The sequence below is a fragment of the Ensifer sp. PDNC004 genome (genome assembly GCF_016919405.1).
In the GTDB taxonomy this organism is placed as follows: Bacteria; Pseudomonadota; Alphaproteobacteria; order Rhizobiales; family Rhizobiaceae; genus Ensifer.
The window spans coordinates 781896-806222 of sequence record NZ_CP070352.1; the positions used below are offsets into that span (position 1 = coordinate 781896).

Here is a 24327-nt window from a genome sequence, read left to right on the forward strand (position 1 = left end):
TCCAAACCGCACCTACTGACCACAGTCATGCGCCCGGTTGTCTCGCAACGACAAACGGCGGCTCTCGCCGCCGTTCACCTATCCAATCCATCGCCTGGCCAAGCCCAGACGAAAACTGGAAACTTAACCGCGCCTACTCCGCAGCATAAAAGCCGTAGAGCACCGGCATCAGCCCGACCAGCGCCTCGAAGCGCTTGAAGGACTTACGTTCGGGTCGCGTCCATCCGGTTTCGGCGAGCGCCGAAAGCCGCGGAAAGACCAGCCGGTCGAAGACGGCGCGGTCGGTCATCGGTTCGGACCAGATGCAGCACTGCACGCCGAGCAGATGCTTCTTCTGCGCATCCGTCCAGCCTTCCACGGGATCGAAGGTGTAGAGCTTTTCCGGATCCGACCAGCCGGCCCAGCTGCCGCCCGGCTCCGACCAGGCCGGGCTGTTGGCCATGTCGAGATAATAGACCTGGCCGGGGCAGACGACGATGTCATAGCCTTCCTCCGCAAGTGCTGCCGATGCCTCGACCGTGCGCCAGCCGAAGAGCAGCGATTTCGCCTTGTCGATGACATTGCCGTGGGCCGCCTCCTGCCACCCGCCGGTGACGCAATCGCGGCTTGCCAGGAATTTCTGGACGCGGGCCAGGAACTCGCCCTGCAGCACCGCAGCACCCGAGCCGTCGATCTCGTCGGCACCGTGGGTGTTGGTGACGACGTTCAGCCGCTTGGCGTGGGTTTCCGCCACCTCGTCGCCGGCGAGCGCGCGTAGCCGTGCCAGTGCTTCCGGCGAACCGGACCAGGCGCCGAGCGGTACCTCGTCGGCGCCGACATGGATGGCGCGCATCGGGAAGAGCTCGATCAACTCGTCGAAGATGATCTCCAGCACGCGATAGGTCTCTTCGCGCGCCGGGTTGAGGCAATTGTCAGGGAAGCCCTGGACCGAATGATAGCTGCCCTTCTCGTCGGGATCGCGCAGCTCCGGGATCGCCTGCAGCATTGCATAGGAATGTCCGGGAATGTCGATCTCCGGCATCACCTCGATGCCGAGGCTCGCGGCAAGCGCCACGATCTGACGCACCGCCGCCTTGGTGTAATAGCCGCCGGTCGGTTCAGGACCGGAGCCGAGCAGCGGCGGGATCTTGCGGCCGTGGCCGCGCCAGGCGCCGATTTCGGTCAGCGCCGGATAGGCGTCTATCTCGATTCGCCAGGCCTCGTCATCGGTCAGGTGCCAGTGGAAGCGGTTGAGCTTGTTCCAGGCCATCAGCCTCAGGAAGCGCTCGACTTCCGCCGTGCTGTAGAACTGCCGGGCAACGTCGAGATGGGTGCCGCGCCAGCCGAGCGCCGGCTCGTCCTTGATCTCGCCGCCCGTCGGAAACACGAAGGTGCCCGGATGCGACCGCGCCCCGCGCAGGACCTGACCGAGCGTGATCAGTCCGTAGAGGATGCCCGTCTCGCTACCGCCCGAAACCGCAACGCCGGCGGGCGAGAAGCGGATCTTATAGGCCTCCGGACCAAGGTCTGCTGCCTTTGACAGGGCGACCGGGAAACCGCCTTCCGCCGCCGGCCGGACGATGCCCTCCACCGGAAACAGGCTGGCCGTGAGATCGGCAAAGGCCTTGGCCGCGGCGGACGCCTCACTGCCTTCGGCCTTCAGATCAAGGCCCGGAGGCGCCAGCAACTGACCGGAGACCGCAACGGCCTGCGGCCAAGGCACGATCGAGACCGGCACCGGCGCCACCTTCGGCACCGGATAGACGGCGGCGCCGCGCTTCAGCTCGGCATTGTCGCCGTGCGCCCGCGAGGCAAGCACGGCCACCGGCGCATTCGTGCCGTCGGACAGAACGAGGAAAGCGGCATTGGCGCCATCGGTCCAGTGGCGCGGCTCGAAGCTCATGCCGAGGGCCCTGAGCGTCCAGGTCGCGCCGGGCTTCAGCTCAAACCCTTCCGGCGGCGCGAACTCGGCATAGTTGGAGAGCCGGACGAGAAGCTGCCCGCCTTCGACCTCGGCGGCAGGATCGATGCGCGCGGGGCCGGAGACGCCGAGGCGAAAACCCTTGATCGTCCGGTCCGAATTGTTGGTGAGCGTCAGCGCATAGACTGACCTGTCGGCGGTGCCGACCGGCACCCAGAGCGTTTCCAGAAGATAGTCAGATTTGGCGGCAAACGTCATCAAATGGCTCCATGAGTGATTGGTCTCTGCGTTCGGCCGGAGGGCCAGCGCGTTTCTTGGCGAAGGCGTGTCCTCGGTTCACATAGCTCCCGTCGGCGTTTGGCCAAGGGCACGAACGAAGTGATTCACGGTAACTTCTTCCACCACGTCGGAGGCCGGACGGCTCTTTCGCCGCACCTCGTCGGCATGGGCGAGGAAGCGGGCGCTTTGCCCCGGCACGAAAGGGCGATCGGGATCTGGAACCGCGGACAGAAGCAGTTGCGTATAGGGATGGCGGGGATTGCCGATGACGGCATTGGTCTCGCCCCACTCGACCATCTGGCCTGCAAACATCACAACGACCTCTTCGGCAATGTGCGCGGCCGTGGCGATATCGTGGGTGATGTAAAGCATGGCGAGGTTGCGCTCGCGCTTGATGCGCGCAAGCAGTTCCAGGATGTCGAGCCGGATCGAAACGTCGAGCATCGAGGTCGGTTCATCGGCGACGAGCACATCCGGCCCGACGGCGAGCGCCCGGGCAATGTTGACGCGCTGGCGCTGGCCACCGGACAGTTCGTGCGGAAATTTTCGCGCGGTCACACTGGGATCAAGGCCGACATCGGAGAGCAGGCGCGCGACGGCGGCCCGTGCTTCGGCCCCGGTCTTCGCATGACCGTGCAACAGAAGCGGCCGCGCGAGATGGTGGTAGATGGAGAACACCGGATTGAGTGAGGCGAACGGATCCTGAAACACCATCTGGATCGCCCGGCGACGCAACTTCTCCTCGGCACGGTCGCCGGCCTCGGTGACGTCGGCGCCGCGAAACGCCATCCTCCCCGATGTCGGCGCATCGAGCCTTGCGACGATGCGGGCACAGGTGGTCTTGCCGCAACCGGACTCGCCGACCAGTGCCAGCGCCCGGCCAGGTTTCAAGGCGAGCGAAATCCCCCGCAATGCCTCGACGGCGCCAAAGCTGCGCCTGATATCCTTGAGGCGTACGATCGCGTCGTCTTCACCAGCCATGGTCGTCGCTTGCGGCATCACGTTCATTCGACGACCCCCAGGCTGCGGACGGATGACGGCAGTTGCGGGATCGCGCCCCAAAGTTTCCGCGTGTAGTCGTGCTCCGGCGCCCGGCTGATCTGCTGCGTGTCGCCGACCTCGACCAGTTGCCCTTTCAGCATAACACCGATGCGGTGGCAGAGCTGCGCCATCAGGTGCAGGTCATGGGTGATGAACAGCACCGAGAAGCCGAGGCTGCGCTGCAGGTCGACGATCTGCTCCAGGATCTCCCGCTGCACCACCACGTCGAGCGCCGTCGTCGGCTCGTCCATGATGATCAGCTCCGGCTTCAGCGCCAGGCAGATGGCGATGACGATGCGCTGCCGCATGCCGCCGCTGAACTGATGCGGATAGTCGTCGAGGCGACCCACCGGAATGCCGACGAGGCGGAACATTTCTTCTGCCCGCGCACGCGCCTGGGGCCGCGTCGCGCCGGTGTGCCGCCGCAGCACGTCGAAGAACTGTGCCTCGACCCGCATCAGCGGGTTGAGCGAATTCATGGCGCTCTGGAACACCATGCCGATCCGCCGCCAGCGCACATTCTGCAGCGCCGTCTCCGGCATCTTCAGGAGGTTCTGCCCGTCGAGCAGGATTTCGCCGCCGGCGACCCAGGCCGGCGGTTTGGACAGCCGGGTGATCGCATAGGCAATGGTGCTCTTGCCGCAGCCGGATTCACCGGCAAGGCCGAAAAGTTCATCGCGGCGGACCTCGAAGGAGACCTCGTTGACGGCGCGGAAGGCGCCGTCGTCGAGCAGATAATCGACGTTGAGGTTGCGGATTTCCAGAAGTGCATCGCTCATCGGGCCGCCTCCAGTTCACGGCGGCGCAGTCGCGTCAGCCGCAGCCAGCGGCTGAGTGCTGGACCGGAGCGAAGCTGCGGATTGGCGATCTCGTCGAAGGTGAAGTTGATGAGTGCAAGACCAAGGCCGACGAGCGCGATCCCGGCGGCCGGGACAGCAATATCCCACCAGGCGCCGACGATGATCGCCGATGAGTTCTGGGCGTTGTAGAGCATCGTGCCCCAGGTCACCCGGAGCGGATCGCCGAAGCCGAGATATTCGAGCGTCGTCTGGGCGACGATTGCATAGATGATGCTGCCGACGACGTTAATGCCGATCAGCGGAACCAGATTGGGCAGGATCTCGACGAAGATCACCCGCCAGTGCGGCTCGCCGACCATGCGCGCCGCCACCACGAATTCGCGCTGCCGGAGCGCCATGGTCTGCGACCGGGTCATGCGAGCACCCCAGGGCCAGGAGGTGAGCGCGATGATCGCCATGATCGCCATCGGCCCGACCGTGCCGGCAAAGGAAGCGAGCAAGATCAAGAGCGGAATGTTGGGAATGACCAGCACGGCGTTTGTCGCAAGATCGAGCGTCGCATCGGTGCGGCCGCCGAAATAACCGGCGACGAGGCCAACGATGGTGCCGAGCGCGGTGATCGCAAGTCCGGTGGCGAAACCGACGGCAAGCGACGGCCTGGCGCCCCAGACAAATTGCGAGAAGACGTCACGGCCCATCTTCGTCGTGCCGAAGACATGCTCGACGGTCGGCGGCTGATGCGAACGGCCGACGCGCTCGCTCGGATCACCCGGTGCCAGAACCGGCGCAAACAGCGCCATCAGGCAGAGCGTGAGAATGATGATAAGGCCGGCAACGGCTTTCTTCTGCCGCCAGAACAAGGAGACGCCCGCATTCATGCCCTGCCCTCCCTTATGCGCGGATCGACCACGCCATAGATGATATCGACCAGGAGATTGGCGCCGAGCGTCGCGATGGTCATCAGGAGAAGCTGCCCCTGGATGACCGGATAGTCGCGGGCGACGCTTGCGGTATAGAGCGTCAGACCGAGGCCCGGATAGTTGAAGACGATCTCGGTCACGATCGAGCCGCCGAAGACGGCGCCCAGCATCAGCGCCAGATTGGTCAGCACTGGCAGCATGGCGTTGCGCGCCGCATAACCGAACATGACCGCCGCTTCCGACAGGCCCTTGGCGCGACCCATGGTGACGTAATCCTCGCCGAGCACCGAGATCATGCTGGAACGCATCGTCGTCTGGAACTCGCCGATCAGATAGGGCGAGAGCGTCAGCACCGGCATGATCGCATGCAGGAAGACGCTGCCGAAAAAGGTGAAGTTCAGCCCCGGATCGAGGCTCGGATCATAGGCATACCCCACGGGCAGCAGCCGGAGCGTCACGCCGAAGGTGAAGAGAGTCGCGAGCGCGATGATGACAGGCGGAACGGCGATCATCACCACCGAGAAGGGCGAGACGAAACTGTCGAAACGCCCGCCGCGACGCCAGGCGGCAATCGCGCCGAGCAGCACGCCGACGCAAAGCGAGAAGACGATGGCGGTCACCACGAGGAATGCCGTCCACCCGGCCGAGCGGCCGAGCACTTCAAGCACGGTTTGCGGATAATATTTGACCGAGACGCCGAGATCGAAATGAGCGAGCCCGACGACATAGTCGGCGAACTGCTGCCAGATCGGCTGCTCGATAGCACCGAAGCGCGCCTTGATCGCCTCGACGGCCGCGGGTGTTGCCCGCGGTCCGAGTTGGGCGATCATGCTGTCGACGGGGGACCCCGGCATGAGCCGGGGAACCGCGAAATTCATGACGATCGCGAAGAGGAACGCCACGCAGTAGACGGTAAGCCGTCGACGGGAAAGTCGCATCGCTGAAACCCGCTTTCGCTTATTGTACGGGCTTCAGGCGAAGCAGATGCACCAGCCGCATCCGGTTGTTGTCGTGATCCTCGGGGTTCATGACCGGCTCGTCCTTCGTCACCCAGCCGGTGAAGCGCTTGGTCGAGTACTGATACCAGGTCGGACCGTTGAAGACGGGAACGACGGGCAGATTGTCGGCGACGATCACCTGCACCTGGTCGAACAGCTTCTTGCGCTCCTCGTCCGTCGCTGCGCGGCGGTAATCGTCGAAGACTTTGTCGAGGTCCGGGTTGGAATAGCGTGACGGCGCGCTGGTGATACGCCCGCCGAAGCCGGTCGACAGCGACTGGAAGTAGCCGCGGAAAGGCGTCGGCCCGTCGGCGCGCGAATTCATCACCGCCTCGAAGCTGCCGTCGAGGATCTGTTTCTGCCACTGCTCGTATTCGGGCGTCGCGACGGAAGCGTTGACGCCGATCTTGCGCAGACCTTCCGCCGCGATCTGCACCGCGTCGATCCAGTCGGTCCAGCCGTTCGGCACGATGATCGGGAAGGCGATGGGCTTGCCGCTCGTCGTGGTGCGGAAGCCTTCGCCGTCCTTCTTGTAGCCGGCATCGTCGAGCAGCTTGTTGGCCTTGTCGATGTCATAGGCGAGCCACTCGTCCTGCGCGCCCTCGGCGGCCTTGTTGCGCCAGCTGTCGAAGCGCGGCGGCAGGCCGCTCGCATGGTTGTTGACGACCGGGTAGCCGAACCCGGCGATATCGACCATCGCGGTGCGGTCCATGGCAAGGCTGAAGGCGCGACGGAAGGTCATGTCGTTGAAGGCCTCGGCATTGCCGGGGCTCGACGACTTGAAGTTCATCTGGAAGGCAACGGTTTCGGCCGGCGGCTGCCAGTAGCCGTTGTGCTCGGCATCGAGGCCGACATAGGTCTTGTCGATCTGCGGCAGGAACGAACCGAACCAGTCGATCGCGCCTTCCGGCAGGAGCGCCAGCATCTGGTCGTTGCCGGAGATCTGCGGCAGCTTCAGGCAATCGACCTTCAGCGTCGCGGCATCCCAGTAGTTGGGGTTGCGGCACTGCTCGTAGACCTGCGGTGTGAAGCGGCGGATCTCGGTCATCGGGCCGGAGCCGACGGGCGTCTCGTTCTTGAAGGCCAGCGGATCCTTGACGTCCTTCCAGATGTGCTCGGGCACAACCGGGAAATCGGCAAGCGACTCCGGAAAATGCGTGTCCACGTCCTTGAGATTGATCTTCACCTCGGTCGGCGACGGCGCCTCTACGGAAGCGACGGTCTCACCGACACCGACGGTATCGACGGCCGGGTTCTTGAGCATCATCTCGAGCGTGAATTTCATGTCGGCCGAGGTCAGCGGCTTGCCATCCGACCATTTAACACCGTCGCGCAGCGTATAGGTGATCGACTTCAGATCGTCGGCAAACTTGTAGGCCGTCGCCAACCGAAAGACCGGCTTGCCGCCGTCGTAATCGTTGAAGATCACCAGCGGCTCGTAGACGAAATCCATGGTGCTCTGCCGACGACCGCCAAGGTCGAACGGGTTGAAATTCTGCACCCAGCTCGTCTGCTCTTCGATGTGCATGGTGAGCACGGATTCGGCGCGCGCCTCAGCGGCGCCGATCATCATCAGCACGGTCGCGAGCGTCCCAAAACGCCATGCCGTACCGCTCCTCCCGACCCTCGGCGCATTGCGCAAAGGCCGCATTTCCTCGACTGCCGTCATGACGAATTCCCCCTCAGGCTTCGTTGATCGAACTATTAAGTCAAGTAATTTGACTTAACGATAAGTCCGCCAAAGTCGCGCTGTCAATCGGGGTATTTTCGCCGAGACTAAAGTTATGGTCCGAACCGCCAAGTGGTATTTCGAACGAGAATACCACTTCCGAAAAAGCGGCGTTCATCGGTTTGTTCAGGCCGCTAAATTGGTCGCAGACGCACCGAGACTGGATCATGAAAAGCGAGAATCACTGCGCGGACCGGCGAAGTTTGGCGGCTACCGGAGCTGCCATGCCGGGCTCGCAGCGGCCGTGTGCTAGGAGACAGTACGCGTGCGACCGAAGGCGCGCAGCAAGAGGTTCACGGAAACCGCGACCTTGTCGATATCAGGGATGTCCTGCGAGTATCGCCCCGTATAGAGCTTGACGATCATTTGGTCGCGTTCCTTGCCCTCGAGGTTGTAGTAAAGGTGAAGGTAGAAGCGCCGCTTGTCGCCGGTACGCGATATGTCGCCGCGCCGCTGCGTCACTTGCCTGAGATCGGCCTGCAGCGGCTCGAAACCGTCGAGCCTGAGGGTCACTTGCGCAGACTTGAAGCGCACCTCCGGCGGAACCGCGACCACCGCCTTGTCGAGCGAGAGGCTGACCACGCGCCCCTGTGTCCCATCGACATTGGCGGGCTCGTCGAGCTTGAAAGCCTGGAAAAGGCGACGCGGTTTTTCGAAACAGATCAGCGACGCGATGACGAGCACGACGATGTTGATGCCCGACCAGACAGCTCCGATCGCCGAGAACGAGCCTTGAACCTGTGCCGTTTCCGGCACAAGGTTGATCAGAAGTCCCAGCGCCGTGACGGCAATGAAAGCGGCAATCCAGGCAAACGTGTAGGCGTCGAAGCTGTTTGCCTCGTTGCCGGTCCCTTTCGGGGTTACCTTGAACGGCTTACCGAAGGGGCGCACGAGACTGGAGAGAACGGTCGGCAGCATGCGGAAGGTCGCAAAGGTTCCGACTGCACTGGAGACCACGGGCAGATAACGCGTCGGCGTGATCCAGAACATCAGCAGGAAATAGGCCGCGAGCACCGGCAGCTGGTTTGAAACATAGTCGGCAACGCCGGTGAAGTGCAGCGGCAAGGCGCCGAACCAGAGATAGGCGATCGGCACGATCAGGACGATCAGGCGCACGACGTACTGGACCAGCCAGGACATGGGGAGAAACATGATCCGCTGAAACAGCGACAGGCCCGGTCCACGCAAGGGGCCGTTGTGGAGATAGAGCGTCTGGATGCCGCCCTGGCACCAACGTTCCCGCTGGACGAAATAGCCTGTCAGGTTCTCGGCCGCCAATCCCATCGACAGCCGTTCGTTCAGGTAGCGGGTCTTGTAGCCCTTGTTCAGCATCGACAGCGTCGTCAACAGGTCTTCGGTGATTGACTCCGTCGGGAAGCCGCCAATCGCATCGACGGCCCTGCGGCGGGCGATCGAGCACGAACCGCAGCAGAAGCTGACGTCCCAGACGTCGCGGCTTGGCGCGATCTCGTCGAAGAATAGGCGCTGTTCGTCCGGCCAGATGTTCTCCAGGCCCAGGTTCGATTGCACCGGATCGACGTTGAAGAAGTGCTGCGGGGTCTGGACGATCCCGATCCCCTCGTCCGAAAAGAACGGCAAGGTCCGCTTGAGAAAATGGCGATAGGGAACAAAGTCTGCGTCGAAGATGGCGATGAAATCGCCCGAACTCGCGCGCAGCCCATTGTTCATGTTCCCGGCTTTCGCGTGCGCATTGTCCGCTCGTGTCAGGTGGACCGCGCCCCGCTCTGCGCAGAAGGTCCTCAGCCAATCACGCCGGCCGTCGTCGAGGACATAGACCTTAAACCTGTCCTTCGGATAGTCGAGCGCCAACGCTCCGACGATCGTACGCTCAAGCACATCGAGCGGCTCGTTGTAGGTCGGAATGAAGACGTCGACCGTGGGCAGATCCTGCGCCTCGCGCGCAAAGAACGTCTTCCCCAAGCGGTCCGCCTCGAGGCTACGGTCGACGTATCGGCTCATCAGAATGAGGAACAGAACGACTTCTGTGAAGGCAAGGAGCTCGATGACGAAGACGATCCAAACCCACCAGACGTTTGCGCCATCGGTTGGATAGGGAAGGACGGTTTCGAAGAGGCGCCAGACCATGTAGCGCAATGCGACCGCCCCAACGACCGCGCAAGTGATGGTGCGCGCCCAGCTTTGATGCCGCGACCAGTTCGATGGCCCAAGCAGGAAGAAGGCGATCACCAGCAATGTGGGCGCGAGAGCTAGAAGAGGTTGAACCAAAGCCCTTTGATCCACTGTGTCAGTTGCAGATTGTGCCGGGAGATGCGGACCTGGGCGGACCGCCCCACCTGGCAAAAATTGCCGAAATCGGTGTTGAGGGCGGAAGGGAGGAGTTGAACGCGTATCCTGGCATCGCGCTCCTCGGTTTCCGGCTCTTTGGCCGCGAGATTGTCTTTCTCAACGACAGCGGATGAGCCTTTGACGGCCTGCACTTTCCCCTTGAAGACTTCGCTTCGCCCGAGAAGCCGGACTTCCGCCTCACGGCCCGGGTAGATCTCGTCGTAATCGACTTCGGGAACGAGAATGTCGACGAAAAGTTCGCGGCAGTCGAGGATACGCAACAGCTCGTTGTTCAGGATGACATTGGAGCCGTTGACGACGTTGCGGGTCCACACCACGCCGCTGAAGGGCGACGCGATTTGGGCCAGTTCGAGACTGCGAACGCGCTTCTCCTCCTCCTCCAGCTGCCGCTCAATCTGCTCGGCGCGCGTGCTGTTTTCGACGATGCGGGTGTTGATGTCGTTTATGCGAACGATCACCTCGTCCTGACGCTGGCGCGAATAGGGCACGTCGTTTTGGCCATCGCCGACGATGAATATCCCCTCACGCAGGGCCATCAGCCGTTGTTCGAGAAGATCGAGCGACAAATTGCTGATCTCGACTTCACCGCCCGTGGCCGCGCCGGCGGCGGCTGCCGCCTCGACCATCTTGCGCGTGAATATTCCCTTGGACTCCAGTTCCTGCCGTCTATCTAGGTCTACCCTTGCAACGACGTCCTGGGCACGCGACACCTCCACCCGCTTCTGCAGGATGCGAAGTTCGCGCTCCAGACTGGCAATGGTGGCGTTCTTGAATTTCTCCAGCCGATGGGCGAGTTGGTTGCGCAAGGCGACGAGTTCATCGCGTTCACGCTCCAGCGCCGTGACGCGGTCGGCGGCCGTTTTTCCTTCCGCCTGCAAGGAAGCAAGGATCGCCCGATTGACCCGTTCGTTGCGTATGGTCAGAAGCGTCCCGTTTTCGGCGACCGGCGTGCCGATGCGTGGCGGCGCTTGTCCGATTTCCCCGTCAATCGGCGCGTTGATGACGGCAAAGCGGGCATTCACGGTGCCGTCGAGGCTGGTAAAGCCCGTCAGTCCAGGCAGGAGCACGACGATTGCAAGCGTGAGCAGCAGGACGCCGACTGTGATGCGTGTGATGCGATGGTTCAGGAGCATGCCAACCGTTCCCAGTCACGACCCTTGCCGGAGGTTGCAGACATCAGCGCGTAATCCCGCACCAACTGCCGTTCCGGCTGCATGAAGAAAATCGTGCGCAAAGGCGCTGCGGGCAACCCTTAGAAATTGGTGCTTTTGTCATTCGGTTAACCAGTTACGAACGATCCACGCCCTGGACACAGCCGGTCGTCCTCTTCATCCGGAACGATCATGTCAGCGCAAACGCTTCGACTTAAAGTGGGAGTGGTCCTCAGGCGACCGATCTTGACGGCAAAGCAACCTGACAGATCATGGCGAGGATGAGCATCCCTGCGACCACCAGCTGGATCGCGGCTACGGCCACCGCGCCGACCTCGGCGGAATTGCGCTTGACCAGCGCGATGCTCGTCGCCCAAAGCAAGGCCGAGACGACAAAATAGAGGTGAGCCGCCTCGACGCGGGCGCCGGGGCCAAGAAACAGCAAGCCCATCCCGGCAAGCGCGACGGCGATCGAGATCCAGAGCGCTCGCCCCACAGGCCAGCCGAAGAACAGCAAGCCGAAAACCGGTACCAGCAGGTTGCCGGTCGAGGAGATGAAGGCTGCAACGCCAGGGTTCGTCGTCTGTTTCAGACCGAAAATCCAGGCCATCATGGCGACGGCAAAGGCGAGCGCGCCTGGAAGCAGCAGGCGCACCGCCCTGCCCAGTTCGGCAAAGGTCGCGAACCGCGCCAGGAGACCGATCAGCATGCCGGCGATGACGAAGCGGCTGCCGAGAAAGAGCAGCGGCGGCAACTCGGCTAGCGCATGGATCGAAAACAGCCATCCGGCCCCCGCCACGAAGGCCGCGATTGCGATCTGCAGGTCGGCAATCGGCTGAGAAGGGTGCTGGGCGAAACGATCAGAAGACATTTGGACACGAGAAAAGCCGGCGGGCCCGTAACGAGCGGCCTGCCGGCTTCTCTATCGCTTAATACCGGGATCTACCAGTGATCGTTTGAGGCGAAAGGCCGTCTACTGGTTCGCCTTGGCGTAGTCCTTCATGTTCTCGGGCGTTACCAGTTCGAACGGAACCCAGATCTGCCGTTCCGTCTTTTCCTCCCGCGCCAGGGCCACGGCGGCATCCATCGCGGTTGCGCCCTGCGCGATCGCGTTCTGGAAGACGGTGACGTCGAGATCGCCGGCGGCCATGGCGGCAAGCCCGTCCGGCGTCGCATCGATGCCGCCGACTACCACCTTCGACATGTCGGTGCCCGCCGCCTTCATCGCCTGGATCGCGCCGATCGCCATCTCGTCATTGTTGGCGATGACGGCATCGAATTCCCGTCCGGTCGACAGCCAGTTGGTCATGATGTTGCTGGCCTCGAGGCGATCCCAGTTGGCGCTCTGCTCCTCGATCACGCTCATGCCCTTGCAGCCGTCGGTGGCGATGACGTCGTGGATATCCTTCGTGCGGGTCAGCGACGAATGATTGTTGAGCGGGCCCATCAGTACGTAGACGGCACCTTTGCCACCAAGCAGCCGGCACACTTCCTTCGTTTCCAGCGTGCCGGAGTCCACCTCGTTCGATCCGACAAAGGCCGCCGTTTCGGGAAGCGCATCGACATCGGCCGGCGGATGGTTGGCATAGACGATCGGAATGCCGGCAGCACTCGCCATCTTTGTCAGCGCCGGGGTGCCGTCACCATCGACGGCGACCACGACGATCGCATCGACGCCGGAGGAAATGAAGTTCTGCACCTGATCCAGCTGCTTGCTCGGATCGTTCTGGGCGTCCTCGACCTGGACCGACACGCCATCGAGCTTGGCTGCCCGGTCTTCCATGCCCTGACGCAGGATGGTCAGGAACGCGCTGTCGGAACGGGCAATGGTGATGCCGATGTTCTCGGCGTGAGCGGTGCCAGCCAGCAGAACCGACATGGCGGCAAACAGCAAATTCCTCATTCGAAACCTCCCAGGGGACCAGACGACTTATGAGGGCTAAGCGGAATGCATGATCCATTAAATGTCAATAATGAAACACACATTTCATTATGCGCAACTATGGAATGATTGAAAACCCTGCGAAACCCAGGATTTTCAGCGTGCATAATTCTGATAACATAAACCTATACGTGCATCATCTTGACACACGCACCGCGGTCGCCGGGGAGATTTCGACTGGGCCCTCGGGAAACGAGGGAGCCTCTTTCGGCTGTCGTCTCACCGGACATACCGGCGGCGCGCGGCGCATGCATCCGTGACTTTCACCCACCCAACCCAAGCAGTCGGCAGGAGATCCCGATGACCGTACAGGAAGCAATTCTCAACTTCGGCTATGATCCCACGATCAAGGAAGACGGCCCGCTGCTCCGGCCGCCGATACCGGCATCGCTGCCGAGCGCGGCAACCGTCAACGCGTTCTATTTGCCGCCGCCCAAGGCGCAGGGCACACCGAGCCATGTCGGCAGTCCCGGCAGTTGCGCCGCCTGGGCCACGACCTACGGACTTGCCAGCTATTGGGCGGCCGTCTCGAGCGGCGAGGCGCCGTTGCAACCCGTGCGGCAGGCAAGCCCCGCCCATATCTACATCGAGGTGATGAAGAGCTACGGGAAGACGGGCTGCGCGGGATCACAGCTCGCCTCCTATCTCAATCTGCTCAAGCAGGGCGGCACCCCGAACTGGAAGACGGCGCCCTATTTTCCGAATTGTCCCGAGCTCTGGTCGCGCTACGATCCCAACGCCCTTGCCGATGCCAGCTTCCAGATCCCCGGCTGGGCGACGGTCGAGACCAGCGATCTCGACGCGATCAAGGCCGTCATCGTCGCTGGCGGCGCGCTTTGCTACGGCACATCCCTGAACAAGGGCTTCATGCAATATGAAGGGCCAGGTGCGTTGAGAGGCCCGCTGGAAAAGTTGCCGAACACCGGCCATTGCATGTTGATCATCGGCTATGACGACGAGCAGCAGGCCATTCTCATCCAGAACAGCTTCGGTGAGAAATGGGGCTGCGAATGGAACGGGCGTCACGGCTATATCTGGATGGGTTACGAGCTGTTCCAATACCTCGCCCAGGGCCAGGCGATGTACATTACCGCCTGACGTCGGACGGCTTGCCCGCCGCCCGATCTGCCATCTTCGCAAGGAGCCGTGGCGCTACTCTGCCGCCACGGCTGCGGGATAGGCTACGGTCTTTGCGTCCTCGGCCTCGAGGCTTTCCGCCGTCTCAGGCTCGGCGGAACGCTTCTTCGGTTCGCGCCCGAAGAAGAGGGCATAGCCGGCCGGAAGAACCAGGATCGTCAGCACGGTCGCAACCAGAATGCCGCCCATCATGGCGTAGGCGAGCGGCCCCCAGAAGACACCGCGCGAGATCGGGATCAGCGCCAGCACTGCCGTCAACGCCGTGAGCGTGATCGGACGGAAGCGCCGCACGGCCGACCCAACGATCGCCTCGGCACGGTCCATGCCCGCCGCGATATCCTGGTCGATCTGGTCGACGAGGATGATCGAGTTGCGCATGATGATGCCGAGCAGCGCGATGACCCCGAGGATCGCGACGAAGCCGAAGGGCGCGCCGCTGATCAGAAGGGCGGCCGCGGCACCGATGATGCCGAGGGGACCGGTCGCGAGAACCAGCATCGCCTTGCCGAAATGCTGCAGCTGGATCATCAACAGGATGACGATGACGCCGAGCATAATCGGCGCCTTGGCGGCGATCGACGCCTGGCTCTCGGCCGAATCCTCGGCACCGCCCTGGATGGCGATCGAGTAGCCGGCAGGCAGGCTGTCGCGCAACGGCTGCATCTCACCGAACATTTTCATCGCCACGTCGTTCGGCTGCACGCCGTCCGGCAGCGTGCCGCGCACGGTAATCGTCGGCAGGCGATCGCGCCGCCATTCGATGCCCTGTTCGAGCACCGGCACGACCTTGGCCACCTGCGAGAGCGGTACGAAGCCGCCAAAGTCGGTCGGGATGTAGATGGAGTCGACCGAGCTCAGGAGTTTACGGCTGTCCGCCGGCTCGCGGGCGACGATCGCCACCGTCTCCTCGCCGTCGCGGAAATTGTCGAGCGGCGCACCGGTGACGCTCGCCTGCAGCATCTGGCGGATGCGCTGCGAGGTGACGCCGAGCGCGCGGGCGCGGTCCTGGTCGATCACCAGTTTCATGCCCGGCACCGGCTCCAACCAGTCGTCATGCACGGCGCCAAGCTGAGGGTTCTCGTGGAACTTCGCCTTGACGCGATCGGCGATGCGCCTCACCTCTTCCCGGTCCGGTCCCATGATGCGCATCTGCACCGGCCAGCCGGTCGGGGGCCCCAGGAACAGGCGATCGACCTTGGCGCGGATCGACGGGAAATCGGCGGCTAGAATTCCGCGCATCTTGGCGATCAGCCGTTCGCGCGCCGGCTCGTCCTTCGCCATCACGAGAAGCTGGGCGAAGTTCGGATTGCGAAGCTGCTGGTCGAGCGGCAGGAAGAAGCGCGGCGCACCCTCGCCGATATAGGTGGCGATGAAGCGCTTGTCCTCGTCGTCCATCATGCGGGCTTCGAGTGCCTTGGCCTGTTTCTCGACTTCCTTGATGCTGGTGCCCTCGGGCAGCCAGAGGTCGACGAGGATTTCCGGCCGTGACGATTGCGGGAAGAAGTTCTTCGGAATGAACTGGAAGGCCCAGAGGCTGACGAAGAAGATGACGAGCGTCGTCGACAGCACGATGATGCGATGGCGCACGGCCCACGTCACCGTCGTGCGAAGATGGCGATAGAAGCGCGTGTCGAAGACGTCGTGATGGTTGCCCGCGTGGCTGCGCTGCTTCAGGAGCATGTTGCCGAGCCAGGGGGTGAAATAGACGGCGACGAACCAGGAAACGACGAGCGCGATGCCGACCACGTAGAACAGCGAGCGCACATATTCCCCGGCGGTCGAGGCGGCAAAGCCGACAGGAATGAAGCCGGCCGTGGTGATCAGCGTGCCCGTCAGCATCGGGAAGGCGGTGGAGGTATAGGCGAAGCTCGCAGCTTCGACCTTCACCAAGCCCTCTTCCAGTTTTCGCTCCATCATTTCGACCACGATCATGGCGTCGTCGACCAAAAGCCCGAGCGCAATGATCAAGGCGCCGAGCGAGATGCGCTGCAGGTCGATACCGAGCTCGTACATGATGGCGAAGGTCGCGGCCAGAACGAGCGGGATGGTGATCGCGATCACCAGGCCCGAACGCCAGCCGATCGAAAGGAACGACACGACCAGCACGATCGCCAGCGCCTCGCCGAGCGCCTTCATGAATTCACCGACGGCTTCCTTGACCACTTCGGGCTGGTTGGAGACCTGGTCGACCTTGACGCCATAGGGCAGCGACGCCTCGAAGCGCTCATAGGTCGCCTCCACCGCGTTACCGACATCGGTCACCTTGAAGCCCTTGGCCATGACGACGCCGATCTGCACGCTGTCTTGGCCGTTGAAGCGGAACTTGCGCGAATAGGGATCTTCAAGACCGGAACTGACCGTGGCGATGTCGCCAAGCCGGGTGATCTGGCCGCCGGCGCGAAGCCTCAGGTTCTTCAGGTCCTCCACCTTGTCGAGACTGCCTTCGACCGAGATGCGCACCGAGCGCGTGCCGGTATCGACCGCACCCGCCGGATCGATGTTGTTCTGGCCGGCAATCGTGCTGCGCAAATCGTTGAGCGTCAGCCCGCGCTCGGCCAGCGCATTGGACGAGACGTCGATATAGATCTTCTCCGGCTGGTCGCCGATGATGACGGCCTTCTCGACGCCGGGCGTCGTCAAAAGCATGTCGCGCGCCTGGATGGCGAACTTCTTCAGCTCCGGATAGCTGTAACCTTCGCCGCTCAGCGAATGCAGCGTGATGAAGGTGTCGCCAAACTCGTCGTTGAAATAGGGACCGAGCAATCCTTCGGGCAGCTCGTTGGCGATGTCGCCGACCTTCTTGCGGACCTGATAGAAGGCGTCCGCCACCTGCTGCGCGTTGGTATCGCCTTCGACCTGCAACGTGATGATCGCGCTGCCGGCACGCGTATAAGAGCGCACGAAATCGAGATGCGGCGTTTCCTGCAGCTTGCGCTCGATCTTGTTGACGACCTGGTCCTGCATCTCCTCGATCGAGGCGCCCGGCCAGAAGGCCTGCACGACCATGACGCGGAAGGTGAAGTCCGGGTCTTCCTTCTGCCCCATGCGCATCAGGCCGAAGACGCCGGCAAGGATGATGAGGCCGAACAGGAAACGCGCCATGCTTGGATGCGCGATCGCCCAGCGCGAAAGGTTGAAGGGCCGCTTTTCGTCGGAAGAGGAGGTGGTCATCGGCTCGGTTCCGCGGTTTTCGGGTGTCAGCGCAGGAGGGGGACTTCGACCTGGGCCGAAGCGGAGTGCTGCATTGTCGCGTTCGAGATCGTCACCTTGAGATCGTCGGCCATGAACTGCGTCCCGGCGGCGACGACGAGATCGCCAACCGCAAGCCCGTCGGTGACGCGCACGCCGTCGGTGGTGAAGTCGGAGAGCGTGACCGGGCGGCTGCGGACGGTTTCCGTACCGCGGTCGACAACCCAGACGATGGTGTAGCCGTCCTTCTGGGCAAGCGCGCTCAAGGGAACCGAGACATAAGGCTTGCCGCTGCCGGCCGATGCCTCGACGGTGGCGGTCATGCCAAGCAGCACCCGCGGATCGTTCGGCAGGCTCACCCGCACGGAAAAGGTCCGCGACTGCTGGTCGGCGCTACCCGCCACCTCGCGCACCGTGCCATCCAGCGACAGGCCGGTGTCGGACCAGAGCCCGACCTTCACCGGAAGACCGGTCTTGAAATTGGCGATCTCCGTCTCGGGCACGGCGACCTGCACTTCCTTTTCGCCCTCGACGGCGACGGTGGCGACAGGCGTGCCCGAGCCGACGACCTGGCCGACATCGGCATTGATCGTGGTGACGATGCCCGGTCGGTCGGAGACGAGGTTCGTATAGGTCACCTGGTTCTCCGCCTGCGACAGCGCCGACTTCGCCGCGTCGCGCGTCGCCACAGCCTGATTGTAGCTCAGCACCGACTGATCGAACTGGGCCTGCGAGGCAAACTTCCGGGCGAGCAGCTGCTCGGCACGGTCGCGCACCAGCTTGACCGTCTCGACCTGGCGCTCGGCCGCTTCCAGATTGGCCGAGGCACTGCGCACGGCAAGTTCGTAGTCGGTAGCGTCGATACGGGCGAGCAGATCGCCGACCTTGACGCGGTCGCCGACATTGACGACCCGCTCGACGATCTTGCCGCTGACGCGGAAGCCGAGGTTCATTTCGGTCCGCGCCCGAACCGAGCCGGAGTAGCTGAGCTGGCGGGCCGTGTCAGCCTCGGCGATCTCGACGACCTTGACCGGGCGCACAACAGCAGTGGCTTCGGTCTTTTCCTGCGAGCAGCCGGCAATGGCCGCCGTGAGCGTCGTAAGGAGTGCAGCAGTGGCAAAGAATGAAATACGGCGGCGAAATTCTAAGGGCTTAAACATGTTCGCACTCCCAAAACAGGTTGGCGCAGGCAGAAGTCGCGCCGGAAATATTTCTGCTAAACTTTCAATGCGTTAATCGCGAACTCGACCAACTCTTCGGGGCTTGCACGGTTCGATTTACTCAGACACTGGGCGACCATTTGCGGGTGACAGAGCGTGACGGTCGCAGCCCCGAAACAGCGGGACGCGGCATCGGCGTCCTGGTCGCGGAACTCGCCCGCGGCAATGCCTTCGCGGATGACGTCGGCGAGAAGCGCGTCGATCCGGTCGATATGCTTGTCGATGACGTGCCATTCGCGCTCGATGGCAACGATCACCATCTCGTGCACCTTGGTATCGTCGAGCATGAGCTCCACCGTCATGCGGTGCTGGGCATGGACGTAGCGGCGCAGGCGCTCGCTGGCGGTGAGCGGCAATTGGCAGATTTCCTGCGCCTGCTGGTAGCTTGCTGCGAGCATCCGCGCGCAAAGCGCCTGGTGGATCTCAGCCTTCGATGCAAAGAAGCGGTAGATGTTTGCCGGCGACATGCCGAGCTCGCGGGCGATGTCGGCCACGTTGGTCTTGCTGTAGCCGAAATGCCGGAACAGGCCCTCCGCCGCATCGAGGATGCGCGTGATGTTGTCCTGCCGTGTCTGGTCGACGACGATATCGTTGCTCACCGGATCGCTGGCCTTTCGATTTACGACTGACGAATTTTGTATTTCGTCAGTCGTAAATCGAAACGAGGTGTGCGTCAATGGCACAGGCCGGGCAACGCGATCACGTTTGAAGACCAGAATGGCCGGCGCCGGACCGCCGGAAGCCTCCACGATGCAGACCACGCTTGATGCAACCCCGGCGGCCGTTGACTCGACACGCTATGGTGGTTACTGGCGACTTAACCGCCGCTTTTCGGATTTCTCTCAAAGGGTTCAGCCATCAATGGCCACAGGTCTCATCGCCCTCCTCGACGATATCACCGCGATCGCCAAGATGGCTGCCGCCTCGCTCGACGACGTCGCCGCCCAGACGGTGAAGGCCAGCACCAAGGCTGCGGGCGTGGTGATCGACGACGCGGCGGTGACGCCACGCTATGTCGTCGGCCTGACGCCGGAGCGGGAGCTGCCGATCATCGCGCGGATCGCCTTCGGCTCGCTCAAGAACAAGCTGCTCTTCCTTCTGCCCGGAGCCCTTCTTCTCGGCTACTTCGCCCCCTGGGCAATCACGCCGCTGCTCATGGTCGGCGGCATCTATCTCTGCTACGAGGGCGCCGAGAAGCTCTACGGCGCGCTCTTCCCCCATGCCGCCCATGCGCATGAGGAAGCCGTGCTCGGCGCAACCAGCGATCCGGCAGCACTTGAAAACGAGAAGGTTGCCGGCGCCATCCGCACCGACTTCATTCTTTCCGCCGAGATCATGGCGTTGACGCTCTCGACCGTTGCCGACGCCAGCATCTACATGCAGGGCGCGGTTCTGGCCGGCGTCGGCATCCTCATCACGCTCGCCGTCTACGGAGCGGTCGCTCTGATCGTGAAGGCCGACGACGCCGGCGTCGCGCTTGCCAAGAACCCCGTCTCGCTCCTGCGCCCGCTCGGCCGCGGGCTCGTGCTCGGCATGCCGGTCTTCCTCAAGCTGCTCGCTGCCATCGGCACGGCCGCCATGCTCTGGGTCGGCGGCAGCATCCTCGTGCACGGCATGGCGCAGATGGGCCAGGCCGGTCCGGAACATTTGATCCACGACATCTCCGAGCACGTCGCCCTGGCGCTTCAGGTCGCCCCCGGCCTCGTCGGCTGGCTTGCAACCTCGGCGCAGCAGGCCCTGCTCGCCATCGTCGTCGGCGCCGCGACCATCGTCGTCATGGGCAACGTCGTCGCGCCGATCTGGAGCCGGCTGCGACCAGTGCGGGATCAGCGCGGCTGAAATCATCGGCTTGATAGCGCTCCCCCCGCCTGAAGGGCCAAACGCATGGCTAAAGACAACAGCGGATACCGCCCCGCAGGAACGCACCTGCTGCTCGATTTCTGGGGGGCGACCGGGCTCGATGACGCCGTCGGCATCGACCAGGCCCTGCGGGAGGCTGCCGACGCCTGCGGCGCGACACTGCTTGACGTGCGCTTGCACGAGTTCGGCGGCGAGGGCGGCGTGACGGGCGTCGCCTTGCTCGCGGAATCGCATATCAGCGTCCACACCTGGCCGGAGACCGGATATGCGGCGCTCGACGTTTTCGTGTGCGGCGGCTGCGATCCGAGGGATGCCATCGCCCCGCTCAAGCGACGTTTCAACCCGACGGATATCAAGATCACCGCGGTCGCCAGAGGTTCCGAGCCACTTCTTTCAGCCGAGAGTTGCATCGCATCTTGAACGACGACGCGAAGCCGCATAAGCCTCTCCCAGCATTTTCACAGCCTACGATCTAACGGGCCTTCCATGGACTTCAGGAACTTCGTTTTCGACGATGTCGCGCGCGCGCCGGCATTCGTCCTCCTCTATCTCGTTCTGTTCCTGCTTTCGAAATGGCTGAAGGGTATGCTCCGGCCCTATGACATCGATCACGAGCTGGCTTCGAAGGACAACCAGGCGATCGCGATCGCGACCAGCGGCTACTATCTCGCGACAGCCATCATCTATTGCGCTGCACTCGTCGGTCCTTCAAACGGTCTGACGCAGGACCTGCTTTCCGTCGGCGGCTATGCATTGCTCGGCCTTGTCATGCTGAACCTCAGCGGCTGGATCGTCGATGCGGCGATCCTGCGAAAGTTCAGCGACACCGAACAGCTCGTCCACGAGAAGAACACCGGCGTCGGAGCGGTCCATTTCGGCGTCTACTTTGCCACCGGCCTGATTGCGGCGGGCGCGATATCGGGCGAAGGCGGTGGCGTTGTATCCGCCGTCGTCTTCTTCGTGCTCGGGCAGGTTTCCCTGTTCGTCTTCGCCTTTGTCTACGAGAAGCTTTCGCCCTACGACATCCACGACGAACTGCTGCGCAAGAATTCCGCAGCGGGCGTCGCCTTTTGCGGCCACGTGATCGCGCTCGCGATCATCGTGATGAACGCCTCGGCCGGCAACTTCAGCGACTGGAAGAGCGACCTGCTGCAATTCGCGACCGCGAACCTGATCGCCTTCATCTTCCTGCCGGTCATCCGCGTGGCGATCGACCGGTCGATCATCCCTGGCCAGTCGCTGGCGCGGGAAATCCGCGACGATGGCAATATCGGCGCCGGCATCCTCGAGGCGTCCAGCGCCATCGCGTTCGCCACCGTTCTCGCATTTCTGTTGTAGGCGGGCGCAAGCGTGGCAGATGCGTATCGCAAACAAACCACCGGCAGCGGGCCGACCATCGCGGTCGGGCTCGATTACGGCCGGATCGCATCGGTTTACATATGCTTCGGCCTATTGAGCCTGTTCACCGCCTGGGTCTTCAGCTGGGAATCGCAGAAGATCTTCACCGGCCCGGCAAGGATGGCGGCGAGCTCGCCGGCGGCGGTCGAAGCGGACGAAGCGGGCGAACGCGTGCCGACGCAAAATTATGAGCTGATCGGCCCCTTCATGGTCACGCGCGCCAACCAGGTCTTCCGGGTTCAAGTGACGGCCGATGTCCAGGTGAACAGGTGGTCTTTCGTCGAAGTGGAACTGCTCGATGCCGAAAAGGACTACATGCTGTCCTTCGGCCAGGAGCTTTGGCATGAAATCGGAGCCGACAGCGATGGCCCTTGGGAGGAGGCCGACGAAATCTATGAAATGAAGCTCACAATTCCGCAGCCGGGCGCATACTACCTGAACGTCAAGGCACAGGGCCCCGTCCGCGCCAACGTCATCAGGGTGGCTATCAGCCGAAGCTATGGCAGCAGCATCCCACACCTGATCTTCGGCATCCTCACGCTCTCGATCGGTCTCCTGGTCAACGAAATCGTCAACCGAACGATTATTCGGCTGGCAACGAGGTTCCGCTCATGACGAACGAGACCAGACGCGTGGTATATGTCACGGCGACGATCCTGGGCGCGATCTACATCGCCCTCTTCTATTTCGCTCTCGACGGCTATGGCTATTCCGGCCACGGCGGCTCTAGTTCCGGCTCATCGCGCTGGTACTGGGGCGGCCCTGAAACCTACCACGAGCCAAGCAATCGCGCCGGCAGCCTCGACGGAACCAACCGGCTGGGCGGCGGTCCGGAAAGCGGCAAGTGACCGAGATCCCGGAAAAAGCGCCCGATGAACGATCGACAGGCAGCTCCAGACGCTCGCTGACGCTCGTCTTCTGCGCCTTCATCTCCGGGCTGTGCTCGATCATCTACGAATTGTTGATCGCCACCACGGCCTCCTATTTCCTCGGCGACAGCGTGAAGTTCTTCTCGCTGACCATCGGTATCTACATGGCCTCGATGGGGGTCGGGACCTATCTATCGAAGTATATCGAGCGGGATCTGCTGGTCCGCTTCGTCCAGATCGAACTGGCGCTCGCCTTCCTTGGCGGCGTGAGCATTCCGGTTCTCTATTTCGCCTATGCCTGGACGAGCTTCTTCATCCATTTCTATCTGATCTTCACGGTCACCATCGGCGTGCTGATCGGCCTGGAGATCCCGTTCCTCACCCGGCTGATGGAGCGCTACAACCAGCTCAAGGTGAACATCGCCAACATCCTCTCGTTCGATTATTTCGGCGCGTTGATCGCCACCATCTCCTTCCCCTTCTTCCTGCTACCGTTCTTCGGGGTCTACCAATCGTCGCTGCTCTTCGGCTTCGCCAACATGTCCATCGGCTTTGCGGTGCTCCGGGTCTTTGGTGACGAGATCGGCGAGAGGTCGCGCCCGCTCATGCGGCTGACGCTTGTCCTGACGGTGCTGCTCGCCGCACTGATCGCACTCTCGCACTACTTCCTCGAACGCTGGGACCAGAGCCTCTACGAAGATCGCATCGTCCATAGCGACCAATCGCGCTACCAGCGCATCGTCCTGACCAAGGATCGGGACGACGTGCGGCTCTATCTCGACGGCAATCTTCAGTTCTCATCGATCGACGAATATCGCTACCACGAGGCGCTCGTTCACATTCCGCTCTCGCTGTCGACGCGGCCGGCCGGCCGCGTGCTTCTGCTCGGCGCCGGCGACGGCCTCGCCGCGAGAGAGCTGTTGAAATATCCCGATGTCCGCGAAGTCGTGCTGGTCGACCTCGACCCGAAGATGATCGACCTCGCCCGGAGCAACCCGCATATTCTGGCGCTCAACGGCGACGCGCTCGCATCGGACAAGGTCAGGGTCGTTCTCGGCGACGCCTTCGGCTTCCTGCAGGAAAATCGCGCCCCCTTCGATTTCATTATCGCCGACCTGCCGGACCCCAACAACAGCGGGCTCGCCCGGCTCTACAGCAAACAATTCTACCGATTGGTCCGCAACAATCTCGTCCCCGGTGGCCTGCTCGTAACCCAGGCGACGAGCCCCTATTTCGCGCCCAAGGCGTTTGCGAGCATCGCGAAAACTGTGGAGGCTGCAGGCTTCGCCAATCTCTACCCGTACCACGCCAACGTTCCCTCGTTCGGCGATTGGGGTTTCGTGCTGGCGAGCGACACTGCTCTCGATCCGGAGCGACCGGCACTCAAGGTGGAAACGCGCTATCTCGACGAAGCAAACTTCGCCAAACACTTCCTGTTCGAGAAGGACGTGATCGCAGACGGGGTCGAGGTCAACACGCTCGATCGCCCCGCCTTGCTCGACTATTACCTCGCCAGCTGGCGGAATTATCGATAGCGCTGCGAAAAGCAGCGCTATCGCCCCAACG

At 62.8% G+C, this 24327-nt stretch carries 20 protein-coding genes; 7 read left to right on the forward strand and 13 right to left on the reverse strand.

Features of this window, described 5'->3' with window-relative positions; all coding sequences use genetic code 11:
- Nucleotides 1-133 precede the first annotated feature (133 nt).
- From JVX98_RS03450 to JVX98_RS03495, 10 genes are all read right to left on the reverse strand, one after another.
- On the reverse strand, nucleotides 134-2158 hold the full coding sequence (locus JVX98_RS03450; protein WP_205236875.1) for a beta-N-acetylhexosaminidase: 2025 nt from the start codon (nucleotides 2156-2158) through the stop codon (nucleotides 134-136).
- Nucleotides 2159-2236: 78 nt separating this feature from the next.
- Complete coding sequence (locus tag JVX98_RS03455; protein ID WP_205236876.1) at nucleotides 2237-3187, reverse strand: ABC transporter ATP-binding protein; 951 nt, start codon at nucleotides 3185-3187, stop codon at nucleotides 2237-2239.
- On the reverse strand, nucleotides 3184-3999 hold the full coding sequence (locus JVX98_RS03460) for an ABC transporter ATP-binding protein (protein WP_205236877.1): 816 nt from the start codon (nucleotides 3997-3999) through the stop codon (nucleotides 3184-3186). Before JVX98_RS03460 ends, JVX98_RS03455 begins: the two co-directional genes overlap by 4 nt.
- Nucleotides 3996-4898, reverse strand: coding sequence for an ABC transporter permease (locus tag JVX98_RS03465; RefSeq protein ID WP_192449390.1), 903 nt, complete (start codon nucleotides 4896-4898; stop codon nucleotides 3996-3998). Before JVX98_RS03465 ends, JVX98_RS03460 begins: the two co-directional genes overlap by 4 nt.
- Nucleotides 4895-5878, reverse strand: a complete 984-nt coding sequence (locus tag JVX98_RS03470; protein ID WP_192449389.1) for an ABC transporter permease — start codon at nucleotides 5876-5878, stop codon at nucleotides 4895-4897. The genes JVX98_RS03465 and JVX98_RS03470 overlap by 4 nt, the downstream gene beginning before the upstream one ends.
- Before the next feature lie 19 nt (nucleotides 5879-5897).
- Nucleotides 5898-7511, reverse strand: a complete 1614-nt coding sequence (locus JVX98_RS03475) for an ABC transporter substrate-binding protein (RefSeq protein ID WP_246764894.1) — start codon at nucleotides 7509-7511, stop codon at nucleotides 5898-5900.
- 405 nt (nucleotides 7512-7916) lie between these two features.
- Nucleotides 7917-9914 carry a glycosyltransferase gene (locus tag JVX98_RS03480; protein ID WP_205236878.1) on the reverse strand — a complete coding sequence of 666 codons (1998 nt, stop codon included), beginning with the start codon at nucleotides 9912-9914 and terminating at the stop codon, nucleotides 7917-7919.
- A complete protein-coding gene (locus JVX98_RS03485) occupies nucleotides 9896-11128 on the reverse strand; it encodes an HlyD family secretion protein (protein ID WP_205236879.1) in 1233 nt (410 codons plus the stop codon). Before JVX98_RS03485 ends, JVX98_RS03480 begins: the two co-directional genes overlap by 19 nt.
- 250 nt (nucleotides 11129-11378) lie before the next feature.
- Nucleotides 11379-12017 (reverse strand): DMT family transporter, encoded by a 639-nt coding sequence (locus tag JVX98_RS03490; RefSeq protein WP_205236880.1) that lies wholly within the window; start codon nucleotides 12015-12017, stop codon nucleotides 11379-11381.
- Nucleotides 12018-12119: 102 nt separating this feature from the next.
- Nucleotides 12120-13049, reverse strand: coding sequence for a sugar ABC transporter substrate-binding protein (locus JVX98_RS03495; protein WP_205236881.1), 930 nt, complete (start codon nucleotides 13047-13049; stop codon nucleotides 12120-12122).
- A 339-nt stretch (nucleotides 13050-13388) separates the two neighbouring features.
- Here JVX98_RS03495 and JVX98_RS03500 point away from each other — a divergent pair, with 339 nt between their 5' ends.
- The gene (locus tag JVX98_RS03500; RefSeq protein WP_205236882.1) at nucleotides 13389-14186 is read left to right on the forward strand and encodes a C1 family peptidase; all 798 of its coding nucleotides are present in this window, start codon (nucleotides 13389-13391) and stop codon (nucleotides 14184-14186) included.
- Nucleotides 14187-14240: 54 nt separating this feature from the next.
- Here JVX98_RS03500 and JVX98_RS03505 read toward each other — a convergent pair whose 3' ends face one another.
- The 3 genes from JVX98_RS03505 to JVX98_RS03515 are packed head-to-tail and all read right to left on the reverse strand — an operon-like array spanning nucleotide 14241 to nucleotide 19233.
- Nucleotides 14241-17396: an efflux RND transporter permease subunit gene (locus tag JVX98_RS03505; RefSeq protein WP_205236883.1), complete on the reverse strand. Its 3156-nt coding sequence runs from the start codon at nucleotides 17394-17396 to the stop codon at nucleotides 14241-14243.
- Between the two features lie 26 nt (nucleotides 17397-17422).
- On the reverse strand, nucleotides 17423-18574 hold the full coding sequence (locus tag JVX98_RS03510; RefSeq protein ID WP_205236884.1) for an efflux RND transporter periplasmic adaptor subunit: 1152 nt from the start codon (nucleotides 18572-18574) through the stop codon (nucleotides 17423-17425).
- 56 nt (nucleotides 18575-18630) lie between these two features.
- Entirely contained in the window at nucleotides 18631-19233 is a 603-nt protein-coding gene (locus JVX98_RS03515) for a TetR family transcriptional regulator (protein WP_043611063.1), read from the reverse strand.
- 262 nt (nucleotides 19234-19495) lie between these two features.
- Between JVX98_RS03515 and JVX98_RS03520 the strand changes: the two genes are divergently transcribed.
- From JVX98_RS03520 to JVX98_RS03545, 6 genes are all read left to right on the forward strand, one after another.
- Nucleotides 19496-20473 carry a DUF808 domain-containing protein gene (locus JVX98_RS03520; RefSeq protein ID WP_192449381.1) on the forward strand — a complete coding sequence of 326 codons (978 nt, stop codon included), beginning with the start codon at nucleotides 19496-19498 and terminating at the stop codon, nucleotides 20471-20473.
- 45 nt (nucleotides 20474-20518) lie between these two features.
- Nucleotides 20519-20914 (forward strand): adenosylmethionine decarboxylase, encoded by a 396-nt coding sequence (speD, locus tag JVX98_RS03525; RefSeq protein ID WP_205236885.1) that lies wholly within the window; start codon nucleotides 20519-20521, stop codon nucleotides 20912-20914.
- 66 nt (nucleotides 20915-20980) lie between these two features.
- Complete coding sequence (locus JVX98_RS03530) at nucleotides 20981-21832, forward strand: DUF350 domain-containing protein (protein WP_192449379.1); 852 nt, start codon at nucleotides 20981-20983, stop codon at nucleotides 21830-21832.
- A 12-nt stretch (nucleotides 21833-21844) separates the two neighbouring features.
- Nucleotides 21845-22507, forward strand: a complete 663-nt coding sequence (locus JVX98_RS03535; RefSeq protein ID WP_192449378.1) for a hypothetical protein — start codon at nucleotides 21845-21847, stop codon at nucleotides 22505-22507.
- A complete protein-coding gene (locus JVX98_RS03540; protein WP_192449377.1) occupies nucleotides 22504-22740 on the forward strand; it encodes a hypothetical protein in 237 nt (78 codons plus the stop codon). Before JVX98_RS03535 ends, JVX98_RS03540 begins: the two co-directional genes overlap by 4 nt.
- Nucleotides 22737-24296 (forward strand): polyamine aminopropyltransferase, encoded by a 1560-nt coding sequence (locus JVX98_RS03545; RefSeq protein ID WP_246764861.1) that lies wholly within the window; start codon nucleotides 22737-22739, stop codon nucleotides 24294-24296. The genes JVX98_RS03540 and JVX98_RS03545 overlap by 4 nt, the downstream gene beginning before the upstream one ends.
- Nucleotides 24297-24327: the final 31 nt, after the last annotated feature.